The sequence below is a fragment of the Streptomyces kryoterrae genome, assembly GCF_054072135.1.
The window spans coordinates 7,836,790-7,862,093 of the sequence record NZ_CM133358.1 but is presented as its reverse complement, the minus strand read 5'-3'; the positions used below and the strand labels follow the sequence as shown (position 1 = coordinate 7,862,093).

Below are 25,304 nucleotides of genomic sequence, written 5' to 3'. Positions count from 1 at the left end.
GCCGCAGTGGCGGACCAGATGCCAGGCTCATGACAGTTCATGATCCAGTCAAGGGGGCACCAACAACTGCCAAACGCCGATACCGGCACCCGAAGTGGGCACCGGCACCGGCGTGTTGCGAGTCGTTCGGCCTGCGGTGACGCTCCGTCAGCCCGCGTCGGCCATCTCTTCGGTGAGGTTGGACTCCGTCCCCGGGATGCCGAGGTCCTGGGCCCGCTTGTCGGCCATGGCGAGCAGCCGGCGGATCCGGCCCGCGACCGCGTCCTTGGTCAGCGGCGGGTCGGCCAGGGCGCCCAGCTCCTCCAGGGAGGCCTGCTTGTGGTCCATACGCAGCCGGCCGGCCGCCGCGAGGTGCTCGGGGACCTCGTCCGCCAGGATCTCCAGCGCGCGCTGGACCCTGGCTCCGGCGGCGACCGCGGCGCGCGCGGAACGGCGCAGGTTGGCGTCGTCGAAGTTGGCGAGTCGGTTCGCGGTGGCACGGACCTCGCGGCGCATCCGCCGCTCCTCCCAGGCCAGCACGGACTCGTGTGCGCCGAGCCGGGTGAGGAGGGCGCCGATCGCGTCCCCGTCCCGGACGACGACCCGGTCGACGCCTCGCACCTCGCGGGCCTTGGCCGCGATCGAGAGGCGCCGGGCCGCGCCGACAAGGGCGAGGGCGGCCTCGGGGCCCGGGCAGGTCACCTCCAGGGACGAGGAACGTCCCGGCTCGGTGAGCGAGCCGTGGGCCAGGAAGGCGCCTCTCCAGGCCGCCTCCGCGTCACAGGTCGCCCCGGAGACCACCTGCGGGGGCAGCCCTCTGATCGGCCGTCCACGGCCGTCCACGAGCCCTGTCTGGCGGGCCAGCTGGTCGCCGCCCGCGACCACCCGGACCACGTAACGGGAGCCGCGGCGAAGTCCGCCGGGCGCCATCACGATCAGTTCCGAGCTGTGGCCGAAAATCTCAAGAATGTCCCGCTTGAGCCGACGGGCCGCCATCGCGGTGTCCAGCTCCGCCTCGATCACGATGCGTCCGCTCACCAGGTGGAGGCCGCCGGCGAACCGCAGAACGGCAGAGACCTCCGCCTTCCTGCAGCAGGTACGGGTGACGGGGAGCCGGGAGATCTCGTCCTTCACCGCTGCCGTCATCGCCATGGGCCGATCCTTCCATGCATCCGAAAAATACGGTCGTACGCGGCGGCCAACAGCTCCGTATCGTGCCGAGGAGATCCGTCGGTCCGGGCCACCGGCGCCAGCTCGACCGCGGCACCGAACCGTTTGGCGGCATCGGTCAGCAAGTCGCGATCGGGCACGGCTGCCTCGTCGGCCAGCACCACGTCCAGGGCGAGTTTAGGGGCGTGTCGTCCCAAAACCTCCAAATGACGCTGCGGGGAGAAGCCATCGGTTTCTCCGGGTTGCGGCGCGAGGTTCAGCGAGAGTACCCGGCGGGCCTTCGTCTCGGTGAGCGCGTCGAGCAGTTCGGGCACCAGGAGGTGCGGGATCACGGAGGAGAACCAGGAGCCCGGCCCGAGGACCACCCAGTCGGCGTCCAGGACCGCCGCGACGGCTTCCGGGACGGCGGGCGGGTCGTGCGGCACGAGATGCACGCTCTGCACCTCGCCGGGCGTCAACGCGACGGTCGCCTGTCCCCGTACGGTGTCGACGTCGTCGGGCCGCTCCGGGTCGTGGCCCTTGACCAGGGCCTGCAGTTCCAGGGGTACGGCGGACATCGGCAGGACACGGCCGTGCGCGCCCAGGAGCCTGCCGACCAGGTCGAGTGCCTGGACATGGTCGCCGAGCTGCTCCCACAGGGCGACGATCAGCAGGTTGCCGACCGCGTGTTCGTGCAGGTCGCCCTTGGACTGGAAGCGGTGCTGGATGACGCGCGCCCAGGTCTGGCCCCATTCGTCGTCGCCGCACAGGGCGGCCAGGGCCTTGCGCAGGTCGCCGGGTGGCAGAACGCCCAGCTCGTCGCGCAGACGCCCGCTGGAGCCACCGTCGTCGGCCACGGTGACGACGGCGGTCAGGTCGCCGGTGATCCGGCGCAGTGCGGCGAGCGAGGCGGACAGGCCCATGCCGCCGCCCAGGGCGACGACCTTGGGCTGGGCTCCCCGGCGGCGCGGCTTGGCGCCGCGGGCCTCGACGGACCGGCCCGAGCGGCCCTCGGGGGTCACCCGGCGCAGCCTGCTCAGCCGCGGTGTACGTCCCGTCATTCCCGTCCCATGTCCCGGTGCACGATCACGGTCTCCACGCCCTGCGAGGCGAGGCGGGCGGCGAGCTTCTCGGAGGTGGCGACCGAACGGTGCTTGCCGCCCGTGCAGCCGACCGCGATCGTCACATAGCGCTTGCCTTCGCGGCGGTATCCGGCGGCGATGAGCTGGAGGAGCTCGGTGTACCGGTCGATGAACTCCTTGGCCCCGGGCTGGTTGAAGACGTACGCCGACACCTCCTCGTTGAGGCCGGTGTACGGGCGCAGCTCCGGGACCCAGTGCGGGTTGGGCAGGAACCGCATGTCCACGACCAGGTCGGCGTCGACCGGCAGGCCGTACTTGAAGCCGAAGGACATCACCGTGGCCCGCAGCTCGGGCTCCTCGTCGCCGGCGAACTGGGCGTCCATCTTGGCGCGCAGTTCGTGCACGTTGAGGCTGGAGGTGTCGATCACCAGGTCGGCGTCGCCGCGCAGTTCGCGCAGCAGTTCGCGCTCGGCGTCGATGCCGTCGACGATGCGGCCGTCGCCCTGGAGGGGGTGCGGCCGGCGCACCGACTCGAAACGGCGCACCAGGGCGTCGTCCGAGGACTCCAGGAAGACGATCCGCCGGGTGACGCCCTTCACCGCCAGATCGGCGAGCGACTCACGGAGGTTGTCGAAGAAACGCCTGCCGCGTACGTCGACGACGACCGCGATCCTGGCGACGTTGCCCTGGGACCGGGCGCCGAGCTCCACCATGGTGGGGATCAGCGCGGGCGGCAGGTTGTCGACGACGAACCAGCCGAGGTCCTCCAGACACTTGGCCGCCGTCGAACGGCCGGCTCCGGACATGCCGGAGATGATCACCAGCTCGGGGATGGCCACTTCGGCGACCCCGGCTGTCTCGATGCCCGTACCCACTTGCTCTCCGTCTTCCTGGCCCGGTGGTTCCTGGCCCGCCGCGTCGCCCGGTGCCGGACCCTCGGCGTGTCGCGAGCGATCATCGTCCGCTTCCTTGTGACCCGCCTGGCCATCCGCTGTGTGCTCGGCCTTCGGTGCCTCGTCGTGCTCGGTCATGTCTCCTGCCCCCGTCGCTCGTCCGGGGCGCCCGCGGCTACGGGCTCCCCCGGGGCATCCGCCCTCGTACCGGGTGCCCCGTCCTGCGTGTCCGCCGTGCTTTCCACGTCTTCCGTGTAATCCATGATCTCTCCGGTCGCCGTGTTCACGGCGGGTGCGGCCGGGGCCGCCTGTGCGAGGGCCACGGCGATCGTCTCGGCCGTCTTGAGGCCTATGCCGGGAACCTCGCGGATCTGGTCGATTGTGGCGGACCGCAGCTTTTTCACCGAACCGAAATGCTTGATCAGCGCCTGTTTCCGGGTTTCGCCGAGTCCGGGCACGTCGTCCAGCGGGCTCGCCCGGAACCGTTTGGCCCGTTTGACGCGCTGGTAGGTGATCGCGAAGCGGTGGGCCTCGTCACGTACGCGCTGGAGGAGGTACAGGCCCTCACTGGTGCGGGGCAGGATCACCGGGTCGTCCTCGCCGGGCACCCAGACCTCCTCCAGGCGCTTGGCGAGGCCACAGACGGCGATGTCGTCGATGCCCAGCTCATCCAGCGCCCGCTGGGCTGCGGCGACCTGCGGCTGCCCGCCGTCGACGACGACGAGCTGCGGCGGATAGGCGAACCGCTTGGGCCGCCCCTCGTCGTCCTTCAGCTCCTCGCCGGATTCCCGGCCGGGTTCCCGGCCCTCCGCCCACTCCCCGGTCTTCTCCTTCTCGGCGATGTAGCGCTTGAAGCGACGGCCGATGACCTCGTGCATGGACCGGACGTCGTCCTGCCCCTCGAAGCCCTTGATCTGGAAGCGGCGGTACTCGCTCTTGCGCTGCAGGCCGTCCTCGAAGACGACCATCGAGGCCACCACGTCGTCGCCCTGGAGGTGGGAGATGTCGTAGCACTCGATCCGCAGCGGGGCGCTGTCCAGGTCGAGGGCCTCGGCGATCTCCTCCAGGGCGCGCGAGCGGGTCGTCAGGTCGGAGGCGCGCCTGGTCTTGTGCAGTACGAGCGAATGCTGCGCGTTGCGCTGCACGGTCTCCATGAGGGCCTTCTTGTCGCCGCGCTGCGGGATGCGCAGCGAGACACCGGATCCGCGCCGCTCGGCCAGCCACTCCTGGACGGGCTCCACGGGGTCGGGCAGCGCGGGGACGAGGACTTCCTTGGGCACGGAGTCGCCCTTCTCCTCCCCGTAGAGCTGCTGGAGGGCGTGCTCGACCAGTGCCCCGGTGGTGATCTCCTCGACCTTGTCGGTCACCCAGCCCCGCTGGCCGCGCACCCGCCCACCGCGTACGTGGAAGATCTGCACGGCCGCTTCCAGCTCGTCCTCGGCGACCGCGATCAGGTCGGCGTCGGTCGCGTCGGCGAGCACGACCGCGCTCTTCTCCATGGCCTTCCGCAGGGCCTCGACGTCGTCGCGGAGCCGGGCCGCCCGCTCGTACTCCATCTCCTCGGCCGCTTCCGTCATCCGCTGTTCGAGACGGCGGATGTACGTGCCCGTGCGGCCGGCCATGAAGTCGCTGAACTCGTCGGCCAGGTCGCGGTGTTCCTCGGCCGAGACCCGCCCGACGCAGGGCGCCGAGCACTTGCCGATGTAGCCGAGGAGGCAGGGGCGGTCGGTGCGGGCGGCGTTCTTGAAGACGCCGGCCGAGCACGTGCGTACCGGGAAGACGCGCAGGAGCAGGTCCACGGTGTCGCGGATCGCCCACGCGTGCCCGTACGGCCCGAAGTAGCGGACGCCCTTGCGTTTCTGACCGCGCATCACCTGCACGCGCGGGTACTCCTCGTTCATCGTCACCGCGAGATACGGGTAGCTCTTGTCGTCGCGGTACTTGACGTTGAAACGGGGGTCGTACTCCTTGATCCAGGAGTACTCCAGCTGGAGCGCCTCGACCTCCGTGGACACCACGGTCCACTCCACGGAGGCGGCCGTGGTGACCATCGTGCGGGTGCGCGGGTGGAGGCCGGCCAGATCCTGGAAGTAGTTGGCCAGGCGCTGGCGCAGGCTTTTCGCCTTCCCGACGTAGATCACCCGGCGGTGCTCGTCGCGGAATCTGTACACCCCGGGAGAGTCCGGGATCTGTCCCGGCTTGGGGCGGTAGCTGGAGGGGTCGGCCATGTCTCACACCCTACTGGCGGGGTGTGACAGCGCGGTGATCCTGTGGACCGACGCCCCTGGTCCCCGGGGAGGGGTGAGCGGGAGAGCGGGAGCCTCGGCAGTTGCGCGTGTTGCGCCTCAGGTGTTGTCGCGCCTTGGTCAACACGCTTCAATGCGGGAGAACTCGGGGCGGTGAACGGCCGCGTACGCACGTGCGGACACAAGGACACGGGGACGAGGACGACAACTCCGTGTACGCCCGCCGGGCCGCCACGGTTCGACCCACGCGCGCGGTCCGACCAGCCGCCGCGCTCATTCACAGAAGGGCCCCCTGCATGCGCCAAGGCACACCGCACGCGGACGACGTCATCGGGGCGGACGCCGCCGCGGAACTGGAGACGGCTCTGCGAAACGGCCCCTTCCATGTGGCCCTGCGGGCCGCGATCACCGCGCGCGGGCTGCCGCTGCAGCGCGTCCAGCACCATCTGTGGCGGTACGGGGTCAAGGTCGGCGTCACCAGCCTGAGTTACTGGCAGCAGGGCGCCCGCCGCCCGCAGCGCCCCGAGTCGCTGCGGGCCGTGAGGGCCTTGGAGGAGATCCTCCAGCTACCGGACGAGTCGTTGATCCGGCTGCTCTCCCAGGACGACGAACGCGCCGGCACGCAGCATCCCGCCGGGCGTTCGTACCGCTCCCTGGTGGAGGCCTCCGGGGCCCTGGAACAGCTGTTGACGGAGCTGGAGGCGCTGCCGCTCGACGGCGGCCTGCACACCCTCGGCCTGCACGAACGGGTTCGGATCGGCACACACCGTGAACTTCTCGCCCGCGAGGCCCACCACATCGTGCGCGCCCACCGGGACGGCACCGACCGTTTCGTCGCCGTGCACCACGGCGACCCCGGCTGCGCGCCGGACCGTATGTCGGTCCACGCCCTGGAGAACTGCCGCACAGGGCGGATACGCCGGCACCACGACACCGGGGTACTCGTCGCCGAACTCCTCTTCGACACACGGCTGCGCGCAGGCGATACGTTCCTCTTCCGTTACTCCGTGGAGGACGGCACCGCGGGCGTCTCCCGTGAGTACGTGCGCGGATTCGGCGTGGCGGGCGGCCAGTACGCACTCCAGGTCCGCTTCGACGACGGTTCCCTGCCGGTGCGCTGCCACCGGTTCGCCCAGCACTCGGCCGCGGCACCCCGCAGTGGCCGCCAGGACCTGGCGGTGAGCGCCCGCCACCGCTCGGTCCACCTCGTCGAACCGAGGCTGCGACCGGGGATCCTGGGCATCGGCTGGGACTGGGAGTGACGTAAGCGCTTGCGTAAACGATTGCGCAAGCGTTTACGTCCCTCTGCGTATGCGATACGTTGCCGCCGTTGAAGCCCGATCGGGACGGGAAGGCGGAACTCCATGGCGACGATGGCCGACGTGGCGCGGCACGCCGGTGTGTCCGTGGCGACCGTCTCCCACGTCCTGAACGACACCCGTGTCGTGCGTCCCGCGACCCGTCAGGCCGTCCTCGACGCCATCGAGGTGCTGGGCTACACCCCGAACACGCTGGCCCGTTCCCTGGTCACCGCACGGACGCGGTCCATCGGCCTCGCGGTGTCGGCGATCAGCAACCCGTACTTCACGGAGATCCTCCAGGGCGTCGAGGCCGGTGCTCTGGAACACGGCTACAGCCTCCTCCTCGCCGACCCGCACGACGACCCCGAGCACGAGCGCAAGGTCGTCCAGTTGCTGCACGAACGACGCGTGGACGGGATGATCGTCGCCCCCTCGGCGGATCCCGGCGCCCTGGTCGCCTATCTGACACGGCACGACGTACCGACGGTGTTCCTGGACCGGCTGCTCGACACCCCCTCGGACAGCTCCCCGCGTTTCGACCAGGTGTGCGCCGAGAACGCCGAGCCCATGGCCCAGCTGATGGCGCACCTCACCGCACTCGGCCACAAGCGCATCGGTCTGGTCGCTGGCCGTCCCGGCCTGAGCACGACGGCGGAGCGCATCGCCGGCTACCGCATCGGCCTCGCGTCCGCCGGGCTGCCCCACGACGAACGCCTGGTGGCCCACGGCGACTCCGAGTCGGCGGGCGCCGAGCGGGCCACCGTCGTCCTTCTCTCCCTCGCGGCACCGCCGACCGCCCTCGTCACCGCCAACAACGCGATGACCATCGGTACCCTGCGTGCCCTGCGCGAGCGGGGCCTCACCGTGCCGGACGACCTGGCGCTGTGCTGCTTCGACGACTTCGCCTGGGCCGACCTGTTCTCCCCCCGGCTCACCGCGATCGCGCAGCCCGGCAAGGACATCGGCACCCAGGCCGTACGTCTGCTCCTGGACCGGCTGGCTGACCCGGACCGTCCGACGCGAACCGTGCGGCTCCCGTGCGCGTTCGTCCATCGCGAGTCGTGCGGATGCGCGGACCGGGAGCACCCCGAGAACTCCCGCCAGGCCGAGAAAGGACCCGTCTCATGATCGTCGTCGCCGGTGAGGCACTCATCGACCTGGTACCGCGCGCGGCGGGCGCCCTCGCGGATCTGCGTCCGGCGCTGGGTGGCGGGCCCTACAACACGGCGGTGGCCCTCGGCCGTCTCGGCTCGCCCACGGCGTTCCTCTCCCGCGTCTCGTCCGACGCCTTCGGCGAGGCGCTGCTCGACGGGCTGCGTGCGGCAGACGTCGACGTGTCGTCCGTGCAGCGTGGCAGCGAGCCGACGACGCTGGCGGTCGCCTCGATCGGTGCGGACGGCTCCGCCGCCTACTCCTTCTACGTCGAGGGCACCGCCGACCGGCTGTTCACCGCACCCGCTCGGCTCCCCGGCACAGCCCGGGCGGTGTCCTTCGGCACCTGCTCGCTGGTCCTGGAGCCGGGCGCGAGCGCGTACGAGGAACTGTTGCGGAACGCTGCCACGCAGGGCGTGTTCACCGCGCTCGATCCGAACATCAGGGCGGTGTTGATCCCCGATGCGGACGCCTACCGGGCCCGTTTCACGAGCTGGCTGCCCTCGGTGTCGCTGCTCAAGCTCTCGGAGGAGGACGCGAAGTGGCTCGGCGGGACTCCGCGCGAGTGGCTGGCCGCCGGCCCCTGTGCCGTCGTGGTCACCCGGGGCGGCGACGGGCTGACCGTCTTCACCCGTGACGGCGCAGAACACTCCGTGCCCGGCGAGGAGGTCGACGTCGTGGACACGATCGGCGCGGGCGACACCGTGAACGCGGCGCTGCTGCACGGCCTGGCGGCCCGGGACGCGCTGTCCCCGGCGGCCCTGGCCGACCTGGGCGCCGACGGCTGGACCGACCTGCTCCGCCTCGCGGCCCGCGCGGCGGCGATCACCTGTTCACGAGCGGGAGCGGAACCTCCGTACGCGGCCGAACTGGGGGCGCTGTAGCACCGGTTCGCTGAACTTGGGGGTCAGTAGACGTGCGGCGGCCCGCGGGGAGTTCCCGCGGGCCGCCGTGTCTGCTGTGATGGTCGTGCGGTCCGAGCTCGTCGACAGCTCAGGCCTTGCGGGCCCGAGTGGTCGTCTTCTTCACCGGGGCGGTCTTCTTCGTGGCCGCGGCCGTCTTCGTCGCCGTCGACCTGGCCGACACCGCCTTCTTGGCGGCCGTCTTGCGCGGGGCCTTCACCGAGGTGGCGTCACTGACCCGCTCGGCACCGAGTACCTCGCGCAGGAACTTGCCGGTGTGGCTGGTGGCGACCCCGGCGACCTCCTCGGGTGTGCCCTCGGCGACGACGAGACCACCGCCGGCGCCTCCCTCGGGGCCCATGTCGACGACCCAGTCGGCGGTCTTGATGACGTCGAGGTTGTGCTCGATGACAATGACCGTGTTGCCCTTGTCGACCAGGCCGGAGAGGACCTTGAGGAGCTTGCTGATGTCCTCGAAGTGCAGACCGGTGGTCGGCTCGTCCAGGACGTAGACCGTGCGGCCGGTGGAGCGCTTCTGGAGTTCGCTGGCGAGCTTCACCCGCTGGGCCTCGCCGCCGGACAGGGTCGTCGCGGACTGGCCGAGCCTGACGTAGCCGAGGCCGACGTCGTGCAGGGTGTTGAGGTGGCGGGCGATCGCCGGGACGGCCTCGAAGAAGTGACAGGCTTCCTCGATCGGCATGTTCAGGATGTCGGCGATGGACTTGCCCTTGTAGTGGACCTCCAGGGTCTCCCGGTTGTAGCGGGCGCCGTGGCAGACCTCGCACGGGACGTACACGTCCGGGAGGAAGTTCATCTCGATCTTGATGGTGCCGTCGCCCGCGCAGTTCTCGCAGCGTCCGCCCTTGACGTTGAAGGAGAAGCGGCCGGGCAGATAGCCCCGCACCTTCGCCTCTACCGTCTCCGCGAACAGCCTGCGGACGTGGTCGAAGACACCGGTGTACGTCGCCGGGTTCGACCGCGGGGTGCGGCCGATGGGCGACTGGTCGACGTGCACGACCTTGTCGACGAGGTCGTCGCCGTCCACGCGCGTGTGGCGGCCGGGCACACTGCGGGCGCCGTTCAGCTCGCGGGCGAGGTGCGTGTACAGGATGTCGTTGACCAGCGTCGACTTGCCGGAGCCGGACACCCCGGTGACGGCCGTGAGCACACCGAGCGGGAACGACACGTCGATGTCCTGCAGGTTGTTCTCGCGGGCCCCGTGCACGGTGAGTCGGCGGGAGGGGTCCAGCGGGCGCCGGATGTCGGGCAGCGGGATGGCCTTCTTGCCGGACAGGTACTGCCCGGTCAGCGACTCCTCGTTGGCGAGCAGCTCCTTCAGGGAGCCGCTGTGCACGACCCTGCCGCCGTGCTCGCCCGCGCCGGGGCCGATGTCGACGATCCAGTCGGCGACCTTGATGGTGTCCTCGTCGTGCTCGACGACGATGAGCGTGTTGCCCATGTCCCGCAGCCGGACCAGGGTCTCGATCAGCCGGTGGTTGTCGCGCTGGTGCAGGCCGATGGAGGGTTCGTCGAGGACGTAGAGGACGCCGACGAGTCCGGAGCCGATCTGGGTCGCGAGGCGGATGCGCTGGGCCTCGCCGCCGGACAGGGTGCCGGCCGCGCGGTTCAGCGAGAGGTAGTCGAGGCCGACGTCCACCAGGAACTTCAGCCGTTCGTTGACCTCCTTGAGCACCCGCTCGGCGATCTTCTTGTCGCGGGCGTCCAGCTTCAGCTTGGCCAGGAAGTCCGCGCAGTCGCTGATCGACATCGCCGCTACCTCGGCGATGGACCTCTCCATGACCGTGACCGCGAGGACGATCGGCTTGAGGCGGGTGCCCTGGCAGGTGGGGCAGGGCACCTCGCGCATGTAGCCCTCGAAGCGCTCCCGGCTGGCGTCGCTCTCCGACTCGCTGTGCCGCCGCTTGACGAACGGGACGGCGCCCTCGAAGGGCGTGGTGTACACGCGCTCCCTGCCGTACCTGTTTCGGTAACGCACCTCGATCTGGGTCTTGTGGCCGTGCAGGAGCGCCTTCCTGGCGCGCTGCGGGAGGCCCGCGAAGGGGATGTCGGTACGGAATCCCAGCGCGTCCGCGAGGGCCGTGATCAGGCGGCTGAAGTAGTCCTTGGTATGGCCGTGCGACCAGGGGTGGATGGCACCCTCGTCGAGGGACTTGTCCTCGTCCGGGACGATCAGCTCGGGGTCGACCTCCATGCGCGTGCCGATGCCCGAGCAGTCGGGGCAGGCACCGAAGGGCGAGTTGAAGGAGAAGGAGCGGGGCTCCAGTTCCTCGAAGGACAGGTCGTCGTACGGGCAGTACAGGTGCTCCGAGAACATGCGCTCGCGCTCGGGGTCGTCCTCGGCGAGGTCGATGAAGTCGAGCACGACCATGCCGCCGGAGAGGCCGAGGGCGGTCTCCACGGAGTCGGTGAGGCGCCGCTTGGCGGTGTCCTTGACCGTGAGGCGGTCGACGACCACCTCGATGGTGTGCTTCTCCTGCTTCTTCAGCGTGGGCGGCTCGGACAGCTGGATCGTCTCGCCGTCCACCCGCGCGCGGGAGTAGCCCTTGGTCTGGAGGTCCGCGAACAGGTCGACGAACTCGCCCTTGCGCTCCCGCACCAGCGGCGACAGCACCTGGAAACGGCTGCCCTCCGGCAGCTCCAGGACCCTGTCGACAATGGCCTGCGGGGACTGACGCGAGATGGGGCGACGGCACTCGGGGCAGTGCGGCTTGCCGATGCGCGCGAAGAGGAGACGCAGATAGTCGTAGACCTCGGTGATCGTGCCCACCGTCGAGCGCGGGTTGCGCGAGGTCGACTTCTGGTCGATCGAGACGGCCGGAGAGAGGCCCTCGATGAAGTCGACGTCCGGCTTGTCCATCTGGCCGAGGAACTGGCGGGCGTACGACGAGAGCGACTCGACGTAGCGGCGCTGGCCCTCGGCGAAGATCGTGTCGAAGGCCAGGGAGGACTTGCCCGACCCGGAGAGGCCCGTGAAGACGATGAGCGAGTCGCGCGGGAGGTCGAGCGAGACATTCTTGAGATTGTGCTCGCGCGCGCCACGGACGATGAGACGGTCGGCCACGCCGGTCCGCACCTTTCTTGGGAGAAGTGACAGGGGCGGGGCCCCCGTGCTTTCTCAGACTAGGGGGAGCCACTGACAACGCCGGTCGGATTCCTGGGGTGGTAACAATCCCCGGCCATCCAGCATGCCCGACGCCGCACTCGACCATATAGCACGCACATTCGATTTACGGGCCTGGTCCACCGGGTTCACCCGAACGTGTGGCGGGGCTATCGTCGACTTCATGGCCGATCATGCGCGCGACCTGGCATCTGTACGCGAAGCGACGGAACGACTCCTCACCGCAGCCGCGAAATTGAACAACGATTCGGTGGCCGAACCGTCACGATTGCCGGGCTGGACCCGCGGCCACGTCCTCGCCCATATCGCCCGCAACGCGGACGCCCTCGTGAACGTCCTGGCCGGGCGTCCGATGTACGCGTCCGCGGAGACCCGGGACGCCGACATCGGCCGGGACGGCCCGCGCCCCCTGGACGTACAGCTCTCGGACGTGCGCGAGAGCGCGGCCCGCTTCCAGGAGGCGGGAGCCGCGCCCGCGGACTGGTCGCGCACGGTGGAGCTGCGCAACGGGGTCACCGACACCGCCTCCAGGGTGCCGTTCCGCCGCTGGATCGAGGTCGAGCTGCACCACATGGACCTGGGGATCGGGTACGAGCTCGAAGACCTCCCGACGGAGTTCACGGAGCGGGAGATCGCCTTTCTGACAGACCGGTTCACCGGTCACCCCGAGGTGCCGCCCACCATGGTCACGGACGGCACGCGCGCGTGGAGCACGGGAAGCGAGGCGGGCGGGCCCGAGGTCACGGTCACCGGAGCGGTGCCCGAACTGCTGGGCTGGCTCTGCGGCCGACGCGACGGAGCGGAACTCGACGTCCGGGGTGGCGCCCTGCCCACGCTGCCCCCGCTCTAGGTCCAGCGGCACCGCTATAGGCTGAACGCTATGACGTACAGCGGAGCGGTGAAGGTCGGCGGCCCTGCCGATGTGCACGAGTTGCCCGACCTGATGATCACCAAGGTCGCGGTGGGCCCGATGAACAACAACGCCTATCTGCTGCGCTGCCGGGCCACGGACGAGCAGTTGCTGATCGACGCGGCGAGCGACGCCCAAACACTGATCACACTGATCGGCGACGACGGCATCGCGTCGGTCGTCACCACGCACCGGCACGGAGACCACTGGCAGGCGCTCGCGGAGGTCGTGGCGGCCACCGGCGCCCGTACGTACGCGGGCCGGGACGACGCCGAGGGCATCCCCGTACCGACCGATGTGCCGGTCGACGACGGGGACACGATCCGTGTCGGGCGAGTGGAGCTCACCGCGCGCCATCTGGTCGGGCACACGCCGGGCTCGATCGCGCTCGTCTACGACGACCCGCACGGGCACCCGCACGTGTTCACCGGGGACTGCCTCTTCCCGGGCGGCGTGGGCAACACACGCAAGGACCCGGAGGCCTTCGCCAGCCTGATCCACGACGTGGAGACGAAGATCTTCGGCCCGCTCCCGGACGAGAGCTGGGTCTATCCCGGACACGGCAACGACACCACCCTGGGTACGGAGCGGCCCCACCTGCCGGAGTGGCACGCACGGGGCTGGTGAGCCGGCGGCCAAGACCTCCTGTCCACGGTGGTGAACTCCGCCCGGGGGGCGTGCAGTTGATGACCGCGCGCCCCGTGTGAAACGAACACACGCGCCGGTGGCGCGCACGCGCTCCCCGCGTACGCCCTGGAGTAGTCCACTGAAGACAGCCCCGCCCAGGATGACGGCTCCTGAGCGGCACGGGCCGCCGACCTGTCGATCCCCGCCCTCGGTCGGCGGCCCCGGCGTTCACAAGAACGCAACACACGTTCCCATTATGCGGACAATTCCGCGTGTGACCTGGACAAATAGCACGGTCCGCTGCCAGTCTCCCGCCATGCACCTTGCCCCTTACATGTTGCGCCGCGCGCTCTCCGCCGCCACTGTCGCCCTGCTCGCCACCGCTGTCGGCTGCGCCCCGCAGCCGGAGGAGAAGAGCGCCGCCACACCCACCGGGACGGCCGGCGCGGCCGCCTGCGCGAAGGGCAAGCTGGCCACCCAGACCTCGGGCAAGCTGACGATCGCCACCGACGAGCCCGCGTACGAGCCGTGGTTCAAGGACGACAAGCCCGCGAACGGTGAGGGCTTCGAGTCGGCGGTCGCGTACGCCGTGGCGCGGCAGCTCGGCTACGACAAGGCGAACGTCGTGTGGCAGAGCGTGCCCTTCAACAAGGCGTTCGCGCCCGGGGCGAAGACCTTCGACTTCGACATCAACCAGGTGTCGATCAGCGCCGAGCGCAAGAAGGCCGTGGACTTCTCGTCCGGCTACTACGACGTGCGCCAGGCCGTCATCGCGCTGAAGACCTCCAAGGCCGCGAAGGCGACGAGCATCGCGGACCTCAAGGGCCTCAAGCTCGGGGCCCAGGTCGGCACCACCAGCCTCAACTACATCGACGACGTGGTGAAGCCCACCCAGGAGCCGGCCGCGTACGCGAAGAACGACCAGGCCAAGTCCGCGCTGCAGAACGGCCAGGTGGACGCCATCGTCGTCGACCTGCCGACCGCCTTCTACATCACCGCCGCCGAGGTGACCGACGCGAAGATCGTCGGACAGTTCGAGAACCAGGGCGGTACGCCGGAGCAGTTCGGGCTCGTGCTCGACAAGGGCAGCGCGCTCACCTCGTGCGTGACGACCGCGGTGGACGCCCTGCGCAAGGACGGCACCCTCGCCTCGATCGAGAAGCAGTGGCTGTCGGACGCCGTCGCCGCTCCGGTGCTCAAGTGACCGCAGTGAAGGAGGAGTCCGCGCAGGAGGACCCGGGCGACATGCCGGACCGGGGCGACGGTTACGTCCCCTCGCAGCGGCGGATCGACCGTGAGCGGTACAAGCACACCCGTGCGCGCCGCGCCACGTCGATCGCCGCGCTGTCCACCCTGGTCACCGGGGTCGTCCTCTATCTGGTCGTCGTGAGCGCGCCGGGCTGGCCGCGCACCAAGGAGACGTTCTTCAACGGGCAGTACGCGCGCGAGGCGTTCCCCAAGGTCCTCGAAGGGCTGTGGCTCAACGTACGGCTGCTGCTGATCTGCGGTGTCGCGGTGCTCGTCCTGGGCATGCTGATCGCCATCGCGCGCACGCTGCGCGGCCCGGTGTTCTTCCCGCTGCGCGCGCTGGCCGCCGCGTACACGGACTTCTTCCGCGGCCTCCCGCTGATCATCAACCTGATGATCGTCGTCCTGGGTGTCCCGGCGCTGCGGCTCCAGGGCATCACCGTGGACCCGGTACTTCTCGGCGGTACGGCGCTGACGCTGACGTACTCGGCGTACGTCGCCGAGGTGTTCCGCGCCGGCATCGAGTCCGTGCACCCGTCGCAACGGGCGGCGGCGCGCTCGCTCGGGCTGACCAACCGGCAGGCGCTGCGGTACGTCGTGCTGCCCCAGGCCGTACGGCGTCAGGTGCCGCCGCTGCTGAACGACCTGGTGTCACTGCAGAAGGACACCGGGCTGGTCTCGATCGGCGGTGCGGTCGACGCCGTACGCGCGGCCGACATCATCGTGGGCCGCAGCCTCAACTACACGCCGTACATCGTCGCGGGACTGGTCTTCGTCGCGCTGACCATCCCGATGACCCGCCTCACGGACTGGGTCACGGCCCGGATGGACCGGCAGCGGGCGCAGGGAGGAACACTGTGAGCGACATCCCCGACTCCTCCTCCCCCGTGCTCCGTATGGAGTCCGTGCGCAAGGCCTTCGGTGACTCCGTCGTCCTGCGGGACGTCGATCTGGAGGTCGCCCCGCACACGGTGACCGCTCTGATCGGCGCGTCCGGCTCCGGCAAGTCGACGCTGCTGCGGTGCGCGAACCTGCTGGAGGACATCGACGACGGCGCGATCTGGCTGGACGGCGAGGAGATCACCGACCCGCGGACCGACCAGGACGCCGTGCGCCGCCGGATCGGTGTGGTCTTCCAGGCGTACAACCTCTTCCCGCACATGACCGTCCTGGAGAACATCACCCTCGCCCCCCGCCGGGTGCACGGCGTGGACCGGGCGGCGGCCGAGCAGTACGCCCGTGAGCTGCTGGAGCGGCTCGGGCTCGGCGCGAAGGCGGGCGAGTACCCGGACCGGCTGAGCGGCGGCCAGCAGCAGCGGGCCGCGATCGTCCGCGCCCTGGCCGTACGCCCCCGGCTGCTGCTCCTCGACGAGATCACCGCGGCCCTCGACCCGGAACTCGTGGGCGAGGTCCTCGCCGTCGTCCGGGACCTGAAGGGCGACGGCATGACGATGGTCCTGGCCACGCACGAGATGGGCTTCGCCCGCGATGTCGCGGACCAGATCTGCTTCCTCGATGGCGGCGTGGTCCTGGAACGCGGCACGGCCGAGCAGGTGTTCGGCGATCCGCAGCAGGAGCGCACGCGGCAGTTCCTGCGTCGGATCGTGGAGGCGGGGCGGCTGTAGTCACGCCTCCGCGGTCGCCGCCTTCGCCAGCGCGGCGACCCGCTCGACCCCGAACACGTACCCCTGCACACCGCACCCCGCGATGACACCGTCGGCGCGCAGTGAGACGTACGAGTGGTGCCGGAACGTCTCGCGCTGGTGGATGTTGGAGATGTGGACCTCCAGCACCGGCATGCCGTCGCAGGTGTTGAGCGCGTCCAGGATCGCGACGGACGTGTGCGAGTAGGCGCCGGGGTTGATGACGATGCCGGCGTGGTGGAGGCGTGCCTCGTGGATCCAGTCGACCAGCTCGCCCTCGTGGTTGGACTGGCGGAAGTCCACCGTCCCGCCGTGCCCGGCCGCCGCCTTGGCGCACAGGGCCTCGACGTCGGCGAGCGTGTCGGAGCCGTAGATCTCCGGCTGGCGCTGACCCAGGAGGTTCAGGTTGGGCCCGTTGAGGATCATGATCGGGGCGTTGGCGAGGGTGCGGGTGCGGGGCACGGTTCCTCCGGTCCGTTGAGGGATGGCGGCCTGTCGAGGACCGCTGCTCAGCCCCCGGTTTATCACGGTGCGCCGACAGCGGGGCGGCCCCTACGCTCCCGGCATGACCACACCCGCCTATACGCACGGTAAGGGCGCCTTCCATGGCCGGCGGCGCGCTCACGCCGATCGCGGCGACGGCGCTCGCCGAGCACGGGGGCCGGGTCCGGTGGGGCGTGGGCGCCTATCTGAGGGGATCACGCTGTTCCGTCCGCGGCGCTTCGCCATGCTGCCGGAGACCCGGCAGGTATCCCGCCTCTCCGCCATGTCGGCCACGGGGTGACCTGCGGTGATGGTCAGGGGTTGATCGCCAACTCCAGGTACGCGGCGAACAGCACCAGGTGTACGCCTCCCTGGAGCGGCGTGGCCCGCCCGGGCACCACCGTCAGCGAACCGACCACCACGGTCAGGGCGAGCAGCACCATATGGGTGGCGCCGAGGCCGAGGACCAGTGGCCCGGAGAGCCAGACGGACGCCAGGGCCACGGCGGGGATGGTCAGGCCGATGCTGGCCATCGCGGATCCGAGAGCGAGGTTGAGGCTGGTCTGCACCCGGTCGCGGCGCGCGGAGCGCAGCGCGGCGATGGTCTCGGGAAGCAGCACGAGCAGGGCGATGATCACACCGACGACGGCATGCGGCAGGTCGGCCGCCTCCACCCCGGACTCGATGGTGGGCGACACGCCCTTCGCGAGGCCGACCACACCGACCAGTGCCAGGCCCAACAGCCCCAGGCTGATCCGGACGTCGCGGGCCGTCGGGAGCTCCGCGTGGGCGTCCGCGGTGATGACGTCGCCCTGCCGGGTGATCGGCAGGAAGTATTCGCGGTGCCGCACGGTCTGGGTCGCCACGAACAGGCCGTAAAGGATCAGTGAGGCGAGTGCGGCGAAGGTGAGCTGGGCGGTGGAGAACTCCGGGCCCGGCTTGCTCGTGGTGAACGTCGGCAGCACCAGGCTGAGCGTGGCCAGTGTCGCGACCGTCGCGAGGGCGGCGCCGGTGCCCTCCGGGTTGAAGACAGCGGTCCCATGACGGAGGGAGGCGGTGAGAAGACTCAGTCCGACGATGCCGTTGCAGGTGATCATCACGGCCGCGAAGACGGTGTCCCTGGCCAGGGTGGAACTCTTGTCCCCGCCGTCCGCCATCAGCGTGACGATCAGGGCGACCTCGATGATCGTGACGGCCACGGCCAGCACGAGCGAGCCGAAGGGTTCACCGACCCGGTGGGCGATCACCTCGGCGTGGTGCACGGCGGCCAGGACCGCTCCCGCGAGGACCAGCGTCACCAGCGCGACGACCGCGCCGGGAAGATCCCGTCCCCACGTGAACACCAGGAGGACGACCGCGGCAACCGGCACGACGGCCGTCCACCGCGTCACGAGCGACCGCAGCCGGACGATCATTCAGCGACCCTCGCAGACGGGCTCGGGCCACGCATGCCCACGCCGATCCGCGCGCGCTCCCTCACACCGGCCCCACAGACGGTCCTCCACACTGCACTGCCCCTTACGGTCTTCCCCGGCTTCGACCTGGTGCCCCGAATTCCCGGGCGCTTGCTCCGGTGCCCCGAGCCCTCGCACCGGCCTCCCGCACCGGTTCGACGGGCCCGGAGCCCCTCGGCGGCACGGGGCGACCGCGCCTGCCGCTGCGGAACCCCGCGCCGCCCTCCGCCGGGAGATGCCCGGCGTCCGCGCCTCGCGGGGCCCGCTCGGTGTCCGCTGCCGCTACTTCAGCTCGGTCATCTCCCGTACGTCGCAGTCGGTGAAGGACGGCGGCCTTGTACACAGCGAGGCCAGTTGCTCCGCCATCCTGGTCGTCTCGGGGTCGTCGCTGTTACGCATGGCCTCGTCGTACGAGTCGAACTCGATCGTCACCAGGAACCTGTTGGGCTGGTTCCTGTCCTGCAGAACGAGGCGGTGTGTGGGTCCGCCTGCCCGGCCGGCGAGGCGCTTGTCGGTCTCTTGGACCAGCGCCTGCATCTCCTCCATCCGGTCGGTCTCGATGTCGATGATCTGAACGAACTTCGCCTCTGTGTCCACGATGCCTCCACCCGGCTGTGGCGTCCCCGGCAGGGAACGCTCACCACCCAACGAAGCACCGGGAACGGTGCTCGGCAATTCGCCGCGCCCCGCTCCCGATGGTGGTTGTCCCTACGTCCGACGTGGTCAGGCGCCGATGCTGTCCTTCGGAGCGCCTTCGCTCTCCTTCTGCGCCGCCTCGGCCGCCTCCTGTTTCCTGGAGGCGATCAGGCTGGTGATGGTGGTGATCACCAGGACCCCGCAGATCACGCCGAGGGAGACCGGTATGGAGATCTCCGGTACGTGGACACCCGACTCGTGCAGCGCGTGCAGTACCAGCTTGACGCCGATGAAGCCGAGGATGACCGACAGACCGTACGAGAGGTGGACCAGCTTCCTCAGCAGGCCGCCGATGAGGAAGTACAGCTGACGCAGTCCCATCAGGGCGAAGGCGTTGGCGGTGAAGACGATGTACGGGTCCTGGGTCAGGCCGAAGATCGCCGGGATCGAGTCGAGGGCGAACAGGACGTCCGTGGTACCGATCGCGAGCATCACGACCAGCATCGGCGTCATGATCCGCTTGCCGTTCTGCTCGATCCACAGCTTGGTGCCGTGATAGCGGTCGGCCACACCGAACCGCTTCTCGACAGCCTTGAGCAGCTTGTTCTCCTCGAACTCCTCGTCCTCGTCGTCGGTGCGGGCCTCCTGGATCAGCTTCCAGGCGGTCCAGATGAGGAAGGCACCGAAGATGTAGAACACCCACGCGAAGCTCGCGAGGATCGCGGCGCCGGCGGCGATGAATATCGCCCGCAGGACGAGCGCTATGAGGACACCGACGAGGAGCACCCGCTGCTGGTACTGCGAGGGCACAGCGAACTTCGCCATGATCAGGACGAAGACGAAGAGATTGTCGACACTCAACGACTTCTCGGTGATGAAGCCCGCGAAGAACTCACCGGCGGGCTCACCGCCGCTGAAGACGAGCAGCCCCAGGCCGAATAGCCCGGCCAGGGCTATCCAGACAACCGTCCAGATGCCGGCTTCCTTGATGGATACGTCGTGGGGCTTGCGCCCGATGAAGAAGTCCACCGCGATCAGAGCGGCGAGACCCACGATGGTCAGGACCCATAGGGCCAGGGAAACATTCACTGCGCCTCCGGCAGTAGTAACGGCAAATTTCAGCGTCGTCGCTACCGGAGGTCTCTTCCACCCGCGACAGTCGGGCTCCTTCACGCGCCCGGATGCCTGCGGGCCGACGCCCCGGGATCTGGACTGATCCGTATTGACGGGTACGCCGCAGCAGGTAGGGAGTACTCCCCTCCGTTAGGGAAAACAGTACCCCAATCACCAAGAGAAGGTAAAGAGATTGGTAAAAGAAAATCAAAGTACCCAGGTCAGAAGCCTTTGCGGATGCTTGGTGAACGGTCTGCGGGCGTCAGCGGTTCCATGAGCGGCGGGCCGCCGCGACCTGGCTGAGCACCTGCTCGAGCACCTGACTGCCGCTCGGGACGACCGACGGCTCGTACGTCCACGCATGGCCGACCCACGGGTCGGCAAGGTGGTCGTCGGGTACCGGAGTGAGTCGCATGAGCGAACGCCAGAGCGGGTCGAGCAACGGGCCGTAGGCCGCTGCGTCCTCGCGGTCCGCGACCATCATCAGGTGGACGCCGACGGCCGGGCCCTCGTCCGCGAGGTAGCGCAGCTGGGTCACCGCACGGTCGTCGAAGCCGTGCGGGAAGTCATTGACGATCAACAGCTGCTGAGCGGTGTCCAGGTCGGGCGGCAGTGCGTCGGCCGCGCCGCCACGCACCGCCATCTGCACCAGGTCGACGCGCTGGGTAAGCCGGCCCAGGACGTCCGCGACACCGGTGGCTCCCACGGCGGGCGGACCCGCGAGCACACCGGTCCGCACCAGCGGCGCGAGGGCCGGGGCGCCCGAGCCCGCCGGATCGATGACGTGCACGGCGAATTCTCCCGCCGGATGGACGGCTAGCAGCCGGGCGGCGTGCGTGACCGCCGTGTCCATGGCGAGCCGCCGCAGCTCGTCGGAGTCGAGGAGCGAGCCGTCGAGGGACTCACCGCCGCTGTCGATCCACAGGCCGCGCTCCAACGGCAGCCGGACGAGCATCGGAATGCTCAGCTCGGCGCTCTCGGGCAGCCGGAGGTCGCCCAGCCGCAGCGCCATGGGCATCTCCATCGGTACGCGGTAGCCGTGCCAGACAGGGTTGTCCCAGCGCGCGTAGGAAAGGGGCAGCGCGGGCTCCACGACCTCGGCCTCGGCGACGAGCTGGGAGAGGTCGCGGTCGAGCGCGGCACGGGCCTGGTCGACGAGCTGGGCCTGCTTGGCGCGGGCCGCTTCCCGCGCGGCGTCGCCCCGGCCGCCGACCCTGCTGCGGGGATCGGCCAGCGCCTCGTCGATCTCCTTTTCAAGGCGCGAGTCGGCGAAGTCCACGGCGCTGCGGTACGCGGCGACGGTACGCGCCAGGTCCTCGAACATGCCCCAGACCTGGTTGTACAGCCGCTCGTCCATCGACCATCCGGTGGCGTCCCCCGCGACCGGCCGCGCCGCCTGTCCTGACTGGGCCGGGGGCGCGGTCGGCGGGGCCGGGGGCGGAGCGGCCGTACGGCGGCTGGGATGGCTGTAGTTGATCGGTGCTCCGGCGGCGGCGGACGACTGCGGGGTGGCGGAAGGGTCGGCCTGCGCCGGGGTGTGCTGCGGGTCCTGGACGTCGTACGGTGACGCGGGTTGGGCGGAACCAGTGCCCTGGCCGCCCTGGACCACCGGGCCGGCCTGCTCCGGTGCGCCGGGAACCGGGGTGTCCTGCGGCCCCTGAGCCGCGTACGGGGACGCGGACTGCGGGGGAGCGGGAGACGACGCGGTCCGGCGGGTGCGGTCGCCGTCCTGCGTGCGGGACGGCGGGGGTGCGACCGAGCGGGAGTGGGCCCGGGCCACCGCCGCGTCGATGACGTCCGCGAGCCGGCGGGCCTCGGGGAGGCCCTGGTCGGCGAGGAGTTCGGCGAGGCCGCCGGAGTATCCCTGGCCGATGGCGCGCACCTTCCAGGCGTCCTGTCTGCGGTAGAGCTCCAGGGCGACCACCGCCGACTCGGCCTCCAGGCCCGTGATCGTGTAACTGGCGACCTCGGTGCCGTCCAGACCGGTGACGGCGACGACGGGCGCGGCCACAGCGCCGAAGCGGACCGGCCCGCCCACACCGGACGGCAGGGCGAGCAGCACGCTGACCCGGTGCACCGACTCCGGCATGGCATCAAGGTCCACGGCGAGCCGGTGGTCGGCCGCCGCCTGCTTGGAGACCTCCAGGCCGGGGAGAGTGGGCGCACCGGGGTGGGCCACCCACTCGACGCCGTGGACCTTGCCCTGCTCGTCGCCGATCGTGGCCCCGGCCACGATCGGCGCGCCGGCCGAGATCCGCACTTCGAGGCGAACCTGGGAGAGCGGATGGTTCTGTCCCCGGACCAGCTCGGCCGTCATCGCCCTCGTCCCCCGTGTTGTTCTCTTGTTCCGTGGCTGCCCGGGACCGGCTACAGGTGCGGCAGGATCGCCGGCATCAGGTCCTGGAAGGTGCGGCCGTTGGCAGGCGTGCCCAGGGCGGTCATCTGCCAGCCCGTGCCCGCGCGGTGCACCTTCGCCATGATCTGGGCCGTGTACTGACCGCCGCCGTCCAGTGTGTAGCGGGCGAGTTCGTCACCGTTGGTCTCGTCGACCAGACGGCAGAACGCGTTCTGCACCTCCTGGAAGGTCTGGCCCGTGAACGAGTTCACGGTGAAGACGATCTGGTCGATGTGGACCGGCACCCGCGGCAGGTCGACGAGGATCGCCTCGTCGTCACCACCCTGGCCGACACCGCCGACGAGGTTGTCACCGGTGTGCCGCACGGAACCGTCGTCGCTCACCAGATGACGGAAGAACACGACGTCGACGGGCTGCTTGTCGGCGAACAACACGGCAGAGGCGTCGAGGTCGATCTCCCGCGTACGCGAGCCGAACAGGCCACGCCGGGGAGCCGCCTGCCAACCGAGGCCCATGCGCACCGCGGTGAGGGTGCCCCCGTCGTTCTTCTGCAGGTTGATGGCCTGACCCTTGGTCAGATTGACGCTGCCACTGGGCGTTCCACCCTTGGATACGTCCACCACGCGCTGTTCCCCTCTCGAGCCGTCCCCTGTTTCCGCGGGGTCCGCGGATGACCTGAACCCTACGCAGGGGCACTGACAGTGCCGAAGCCTCGGGCGCACTTTGTGTCGGTGTTGCAACACTGCGCGTACGACGCAGCTCACGCCCGCCGTCGGGGTGCCCGTCCGGTGCGGCGGCCGGCACCCCGTGTGCCCCGTGCGGCGGTCAGGCGATGCCCGCCTCCTTCATCTGCCGCAGTTCCTTCTTCATCTCCGACACCTCGTCGCGCAGCCGGGCGGCGACCTCGAACTGCAGGTCGGCCGCGGCAGCGCGCATCCGTGCCGTCATCTCCTCGATCTGCTCGGCGAGTTCGGCCGCGGGGCGGTCCGTCGGCACCGTCTCCCCCGCCTTGCCCTTGCCGGCCCGGGCTCCCCTGGCCGCCTTGCCGAGCGCGGGCACCGGGGCCCTGGCGGCCTTGCCGTCCTTCGACTTGCGGTAACCCGAGCCGAGGAGCTGTTCCGTGTCGACGTCCTCGCGGGCGATCTGCGCGACGATGTCGTTGATCTTCTTGCGGAGCGGCTGCGGGTCGATGCCCCGCTCCTTGTTGTACGCGACCTGCTTCTCCCGGCGGCGGTTGGTCTCCTCGATGGCCTTCTCCATCGCCGGGGTGATCCTGTCCGCGTACATATGGACCTGGCCGGACACGTTGCGTGCCGCGCGGCCGATGGTCTGGATCAGGGAGGTGCCGGAGCGCAGGAAGCCCTCCTTGTCGGCGTCGAGGATCGACACCAGGGACACCTCGGGAAGGTCGAGCCCCTCCCGGAGGAGGTTGATGCCGACCAGGACGTCGAACTCGCCGGCACGCAGCTCGCGCAGCAGCTCGATCCGGCGCAGGGTGTCGACGTCGCTGTGCAGATAGCGGACCTGGATGCCGAGTTCCAGGAAGTAGTCGGTGAGGTCCTCGGCCATCTTCTTGGTGAGCGTGGTGACCAGGACGCGCTCGTCCTTCTCGGCGCGCGTGCGGATCTCGTGCACCAGGTCGTCGATCTGGCCCTCGGTGGGCTTGACGACGACCTCGGGGTCGATGAGGCCGGTGGGACGGATGATCTGCTCGACGAAGCCGTCGCCACGGGAGAGCTCGTACTTGCCGGGGGTGGCCGACAGGTAGACGGTCTGCCCGATGCGCTTCTGGAACTCCTCCCACTTCAGGGGGCGGTTGTCCAGCGCGGAGGGCAGCCGGAAGCCGTGGTCGACGAGCGTGCGCTTGCGGGACGCGTCGCCCTCGTACATGGCTCCGATCTGCGGGACCGTGTTGTGGGACTCGTCGATGACGAGCAGGAAGTCGTCCGGGAAGTAGTCGATCAGGGTGTTCGGCGGGGAGCCGGGGAGGCGGCCGTCGAAGTGCATCGAGTAGTTCTCGACTCCGGAGCAGGAGCCGATCTGGCGGAGCATCTCGAGGTCGTACGTCGTCCGCATCCGCAGGCGCTGGGCCTCCAGGAGCTTGTTCTGCTTCTCCAGTTCGGCGAGCCGGTCGCCGAGTTCCTTCTCGATGTCGTTGACGGCCCGCGCCATGCGCTCCGGCCCTGCCACGTAGTGCGTGGCCGGGAAGACGTACATGTGCTCGTCTTCGCTGATGATCTCGCCGGTGAGCGGGTGGAGGGTGGAGAGTGCCTCGATCTCGTCGCCGAACATCTCGATGCGTACGGCCAGTTCCTCGTAGACCGGGAAGATCTCGATGGTGTCGCCGCGCACACGGAACGTGCCTCGGGTGAAGGCCAGGTCGTTGCGCGTGTACTGGATGTCGACGAAACGGCGCAGCAGCTGGTCCCGGTCGATCTCCTCGCCGACCTTGAGGGAGACCATCCGGTCCACGTACTCCTGCGGGGTGCCGAGGCCGTAGATGCAGGACACGGAGGCGACCACGATGACGTCCCGCCGGGTGAGCAGCGAGTTGGTCGCGGAGTGGCGCAGGCGTTCGACCTCCTCGTTGATCGAGGAGTCCTTCTCGATGTAGGTGTCCGACTGAGGGACGTACGCCTCGGGCTGGTAGTAGTCGTAGTACGAGACGAAGTACTCGACGGCGTTGTTCGGGAGCAGTTCCCGGAACTCGTTCGCCAGCTGGGCGGCCAGGGTCTTGTTCGGCGCCATGACGAGCGTGGGGCGCTGAAGCTTCTCGATCATCCACGCGGTGGTGGCGGACTTGCCCGTGCCGGTCGCGCCGAGGAGCACGACGTCCTTCTCACCCGCTTCGATGCGCCGAGCCAGCTCGGCGATGGCAGCCGGCTGGTCACCGCTCGGCTGGTAGGGGCTGACGACCTCGAAGGGCGCCACCGTGCGTTCGATCTTGGAAACAGGCCGCATGCATCCACCGTACGACCACCCACTGAC

Annotated in this window: 20 protein-coding genes and 1 pseudogene; 9 read left to right on the top strand and 12 right to left on the bottom strand. The window is 69.8% G+C overall.

Translation table 11 applies throughout. From position 1 onward, the window contains the following. Window positions 1-147: 147 nt before the first annotated feature. The 4 genes from whiA to uvrC are packed head-to-tail and all read right to left on the bottom strand — an operon-like array spanning window position 148 to window position 5,331. Window positions 148-1,131, bottom strand: coding sequence for a DNA-binding protein WhiA (gene whiA, locus ACW4TU_RS34870; protein WP_318324018.1), 984 nt, complete (start codon window positions 1,129-1,131; stop codon window positions 148-150). Beyond that, complete coding sequence (locus tag ACW4TU_RS34865; protein WP_457419822.1) at window positions 1,122-2,189, bottom strand: gluconeogenesis factor YvcK family protein; 1,068 nt, start codon at window positions 2,187-2,189, stop codon at window positions 1,122-1,124. Before ACW4TU_RS34865 ends, whiA begins: the two co-directional genes overlap by 10 nt. Beyond that, entirely contained in the window at window positions 2,186-3,241 is a 1,056-nt protein-coding gene (rapZ, locus tag ACW4TU_RS34860; RefSeq protein WP_457419820.1) for an RNase adapter RapZ, read from the bottom strand. Before rapZ ends, ACW4TU_RS34865 begins: the two co-directional genes overlap by 4 nt. Then, entirely contained in the window at window positions 3,238-5,331 is a 2,094-nt protein-coding gene (gene uvrC, locus ACW4TU_RS34855) for an excinuclease ABC subunit UvrC (protein WP_457419818.1), read from the bottom strand. Before uvrC ends, rapZ begins: the two co-directional genes overlap by 4 nt. A gap of 314 nt (window positions 5,332-5,645) precedes the next feature. Here uvrC and ACW4TU_RS34850 point away from each other — a divergent pair, with 314 nt between their 5' ends. From ACW4TU_RS34850 to ACW4TU_RS34840, 3 genes are all read left to right on the top strand, one after another. Further along, window positions 5,646-6,611, top strand: coding sequence for a hypothetical protein (locus ACW4TU_RS34850; protein WP_457419816.1), 966 nt, complete (start codon window positions 5,646-5,648; stop codon window positions 6,609-6,611). Window positions 6,612-6,713: 102 nt separating this feature from the next. Beyond that, window positions 6,714-7,778, top strand: coding sequence for a LacI family DNA-binding transcriptional regulator (locus ACW4TU_RS34845; RefSeq protein ID WP_457419814.1), 1,065 nt, complete (start codon window positions 6,714-6,716; stop codon window positions 7,776-7,778). After that, window positions 7,775-8,686 carry a carbohydrate kinase family protein gene (locus tag ACW4TU_RS34840; protein WP_457419812.1) on the top strand — a complete coding sequence of 304 codons (912 nt, stop codon included), beginning with the start codon at window positions 7,775-7,777 and terminating at the stop codon, window positions 8,684-8,686. The genes ACW4TU_RS34845 and ACW4TU_RS34840 overlap by 4 nt, the downstream gene beginning before the upstream one ends. Before the next feature lie 109 nt (window positions 8,687-8,795). On the opposite strand, the gene uvrA is transcribed toward ACW4TU_RS34840, so the two are convergent. Continuing rightward, complete coding sequence (uvrA, locus tag ACW4TU_RS34835) at window positions 8,796-11,786, bottom strand: excinuclease ABC subunit UvrA (protein ID WP_457419810.1); 2,991 nt, start codon at window positions 11,784-11,786, stop codon at window positions 8,796-8,798. Between the two features lie 223 nt (window positions 11,787-12,009). Between uvrA and ACW4TU_RS34830 the strand changes: the two genes are divergently transcribed. The 5 genes from ACW4TU_RS34830 to ACW4TU_RS34810 all read left to right on the top strand — a co-directional run bounded on the left by ACW4TU_RS34830 (window position 12,010) and on the right by ACW4TU_RS34810 (window position 16,256). Then, window positions 12,010-12,696 (top strand): maleylpyruvate isomerase family mycothiol-dependent enzyme, encoded by a 687-nt coding sequence (locus tag ACW4TU_RS34830; RefSeq protein ID WP_457419808.1) that lies wholly within the window; start codon window positions 12,010-12,012, stop codon window positions 12,694-12,696. 30 nt (window positions 12,697-12,726) lie between these two features. Further along, window positions 12,727-13,383: an MBL fold metallo-hydrolase gene (locus ACW4TU_RS34825; protein WP_457419806.1), complete on the top strand. Its 657-nt coding sequence runs from the start codon at window positions 12,727-12,729 to the stop codon at window positions 13,381-13,383. Between the two features lie 316 nt (window positions 13,384-13,699). Then, a complete protein-coding gene (locus ACW4TU_RS34820; protein ID WP_457419804.1) occupies window positions 13,700-14,587 on the top strand; it encodes an ABC transporter substrate-binding protein in 888 nt (295 codons plus the stop codon). Then, entirely contained in the window at window positions 14,584-15,492 is a 909-nt protein-coding gene (locus tag ACW4TU_RS34815; RefSeq protein WP_457419802.1) for an amino acid ABC transporter permease, read from the top strand. The genes ACW4TU_RS34820 and ACW4TU_RS34815 overlap by 4 nt, the downstream gene beginning before the upstream one ends. A 35-nt stretch (window positions 15,493-15,527) precedes the next feature. After that, window positions 15,528-16,256: an amino acid ABC transporter ATP-binding protein gene (locus tag ACW4TU_RS34810; RefSeq protein ID WP_457430479.1), complete on the top strand. Its 729-nt coding sequence runs from the start codon at window positions 15,528-15,530 to the stop codon at window positions 16,254-16,256. On the opposite strand, the gene aroQ is transcribed toward ACW4TU_RS34810, so the two are convergent. Next, a complete protein-coding gene (gene aroQ, locus ACW4TU_RS34805; RefSeq protein WP_457430477.1) occupies window positions 16,257-16,700 on the bottom strand; it encodes a type II 3-dehydroquinate dehydratase in 444 nt (147 codons plus the stop codon). A gap of 185 nt (window positions 16,701-16,885) precedes the next feature. Here aroQ and ACW4TU_RS34800 point away from each other — a divergent pair. Next, a pseudogene (locus ACW4TU_RS34800) lies at window positions 16,886-17,058 on the top strand (MFS transporter); the annotation flags it as partial. A 13-nt stretch (window positions 17,059-17,071) separates the two neighbouring features. Here ACW4TU_RS34800 and ACW4TU_RS34795 read toward each other — a convergent pair. The 6 genes from ACW4TU_RS34795 to uvrB form a co-directional block, all read right to left on the bottom strand. Further along, window positions 17,072-18,172: a calcium:cation antiporter gene (locus ACW4TU_RS34795; RefSeq protein WP_457419800.1), complete on the bottom strand. Its 1,101-nt coding sequence runs from the start codon at window positions 18,170-18,172 to the stop codon at window positions 17,072-17,074. A gap of 321 nt (window positions 18,173-18,493) precedes the next feature. Next, complete coding sequence (locus tag ACW4TU_RS34790) at window positions 18,494-18,808, bottom strand: DUF1330 domain-containing protein (protein WP_457419798.1); 315 nt, start codon at window positions 18,806-18,808, stop codon at window positions 18,494-18,496. A 126-nt stretch (window positions 18,809-18,934) separates the two neighbouring features. Next, window positions 18,935-19,936, bottom strand: coding sequence for a TerC family protein (locus ACW4TU_RS34785; protein WP_457419796.1), 1,002 nt, complete (start codon window positions 19,934-19,936; stop codon window positions 18,935-18,937). 286 nt (window positions 19,937-20,222) lie between these two features. Then, a complete protein-coding gene (locus ACW4TU_RS34780) occupies window positions 20,223-22,277 on the bottom strand; it encodes a TerD family protein (protein WP_457419794.1) in 2,055 nt (684 codons plus the stop codon). Window positions 22,278-22,327: 50 nt separating this feature from the next. Beyond that, a complete protein-coding gene (locus ACW4TU_RS34775; RefSeq protein ID WP_164316392.1) occupies window positions 22,328-22,894 on the bottom strand; it encodes a TerD family protein in 567 nt (188 codons plus the stop codon). A gap of 247 nt (window positions 22,895-23,141) precedes the next feature. Continuing rightward, the gene (uvrB, locus tag ACW4TU_RS34770; protein WP_457419792.1) at window positions 23,142-25,277 is read right to left on the bottom strand and encodes an excinuclease ABC subunit UvrB; all 2,136 of its coding nucleotides are present in this window, start codon (window positions 25,275-25,277) and stop codon (window positions 23,142-23,144) included. Between the last annotated feature and the right edge of the window lie 27 nt (window positions 25,278-25,304).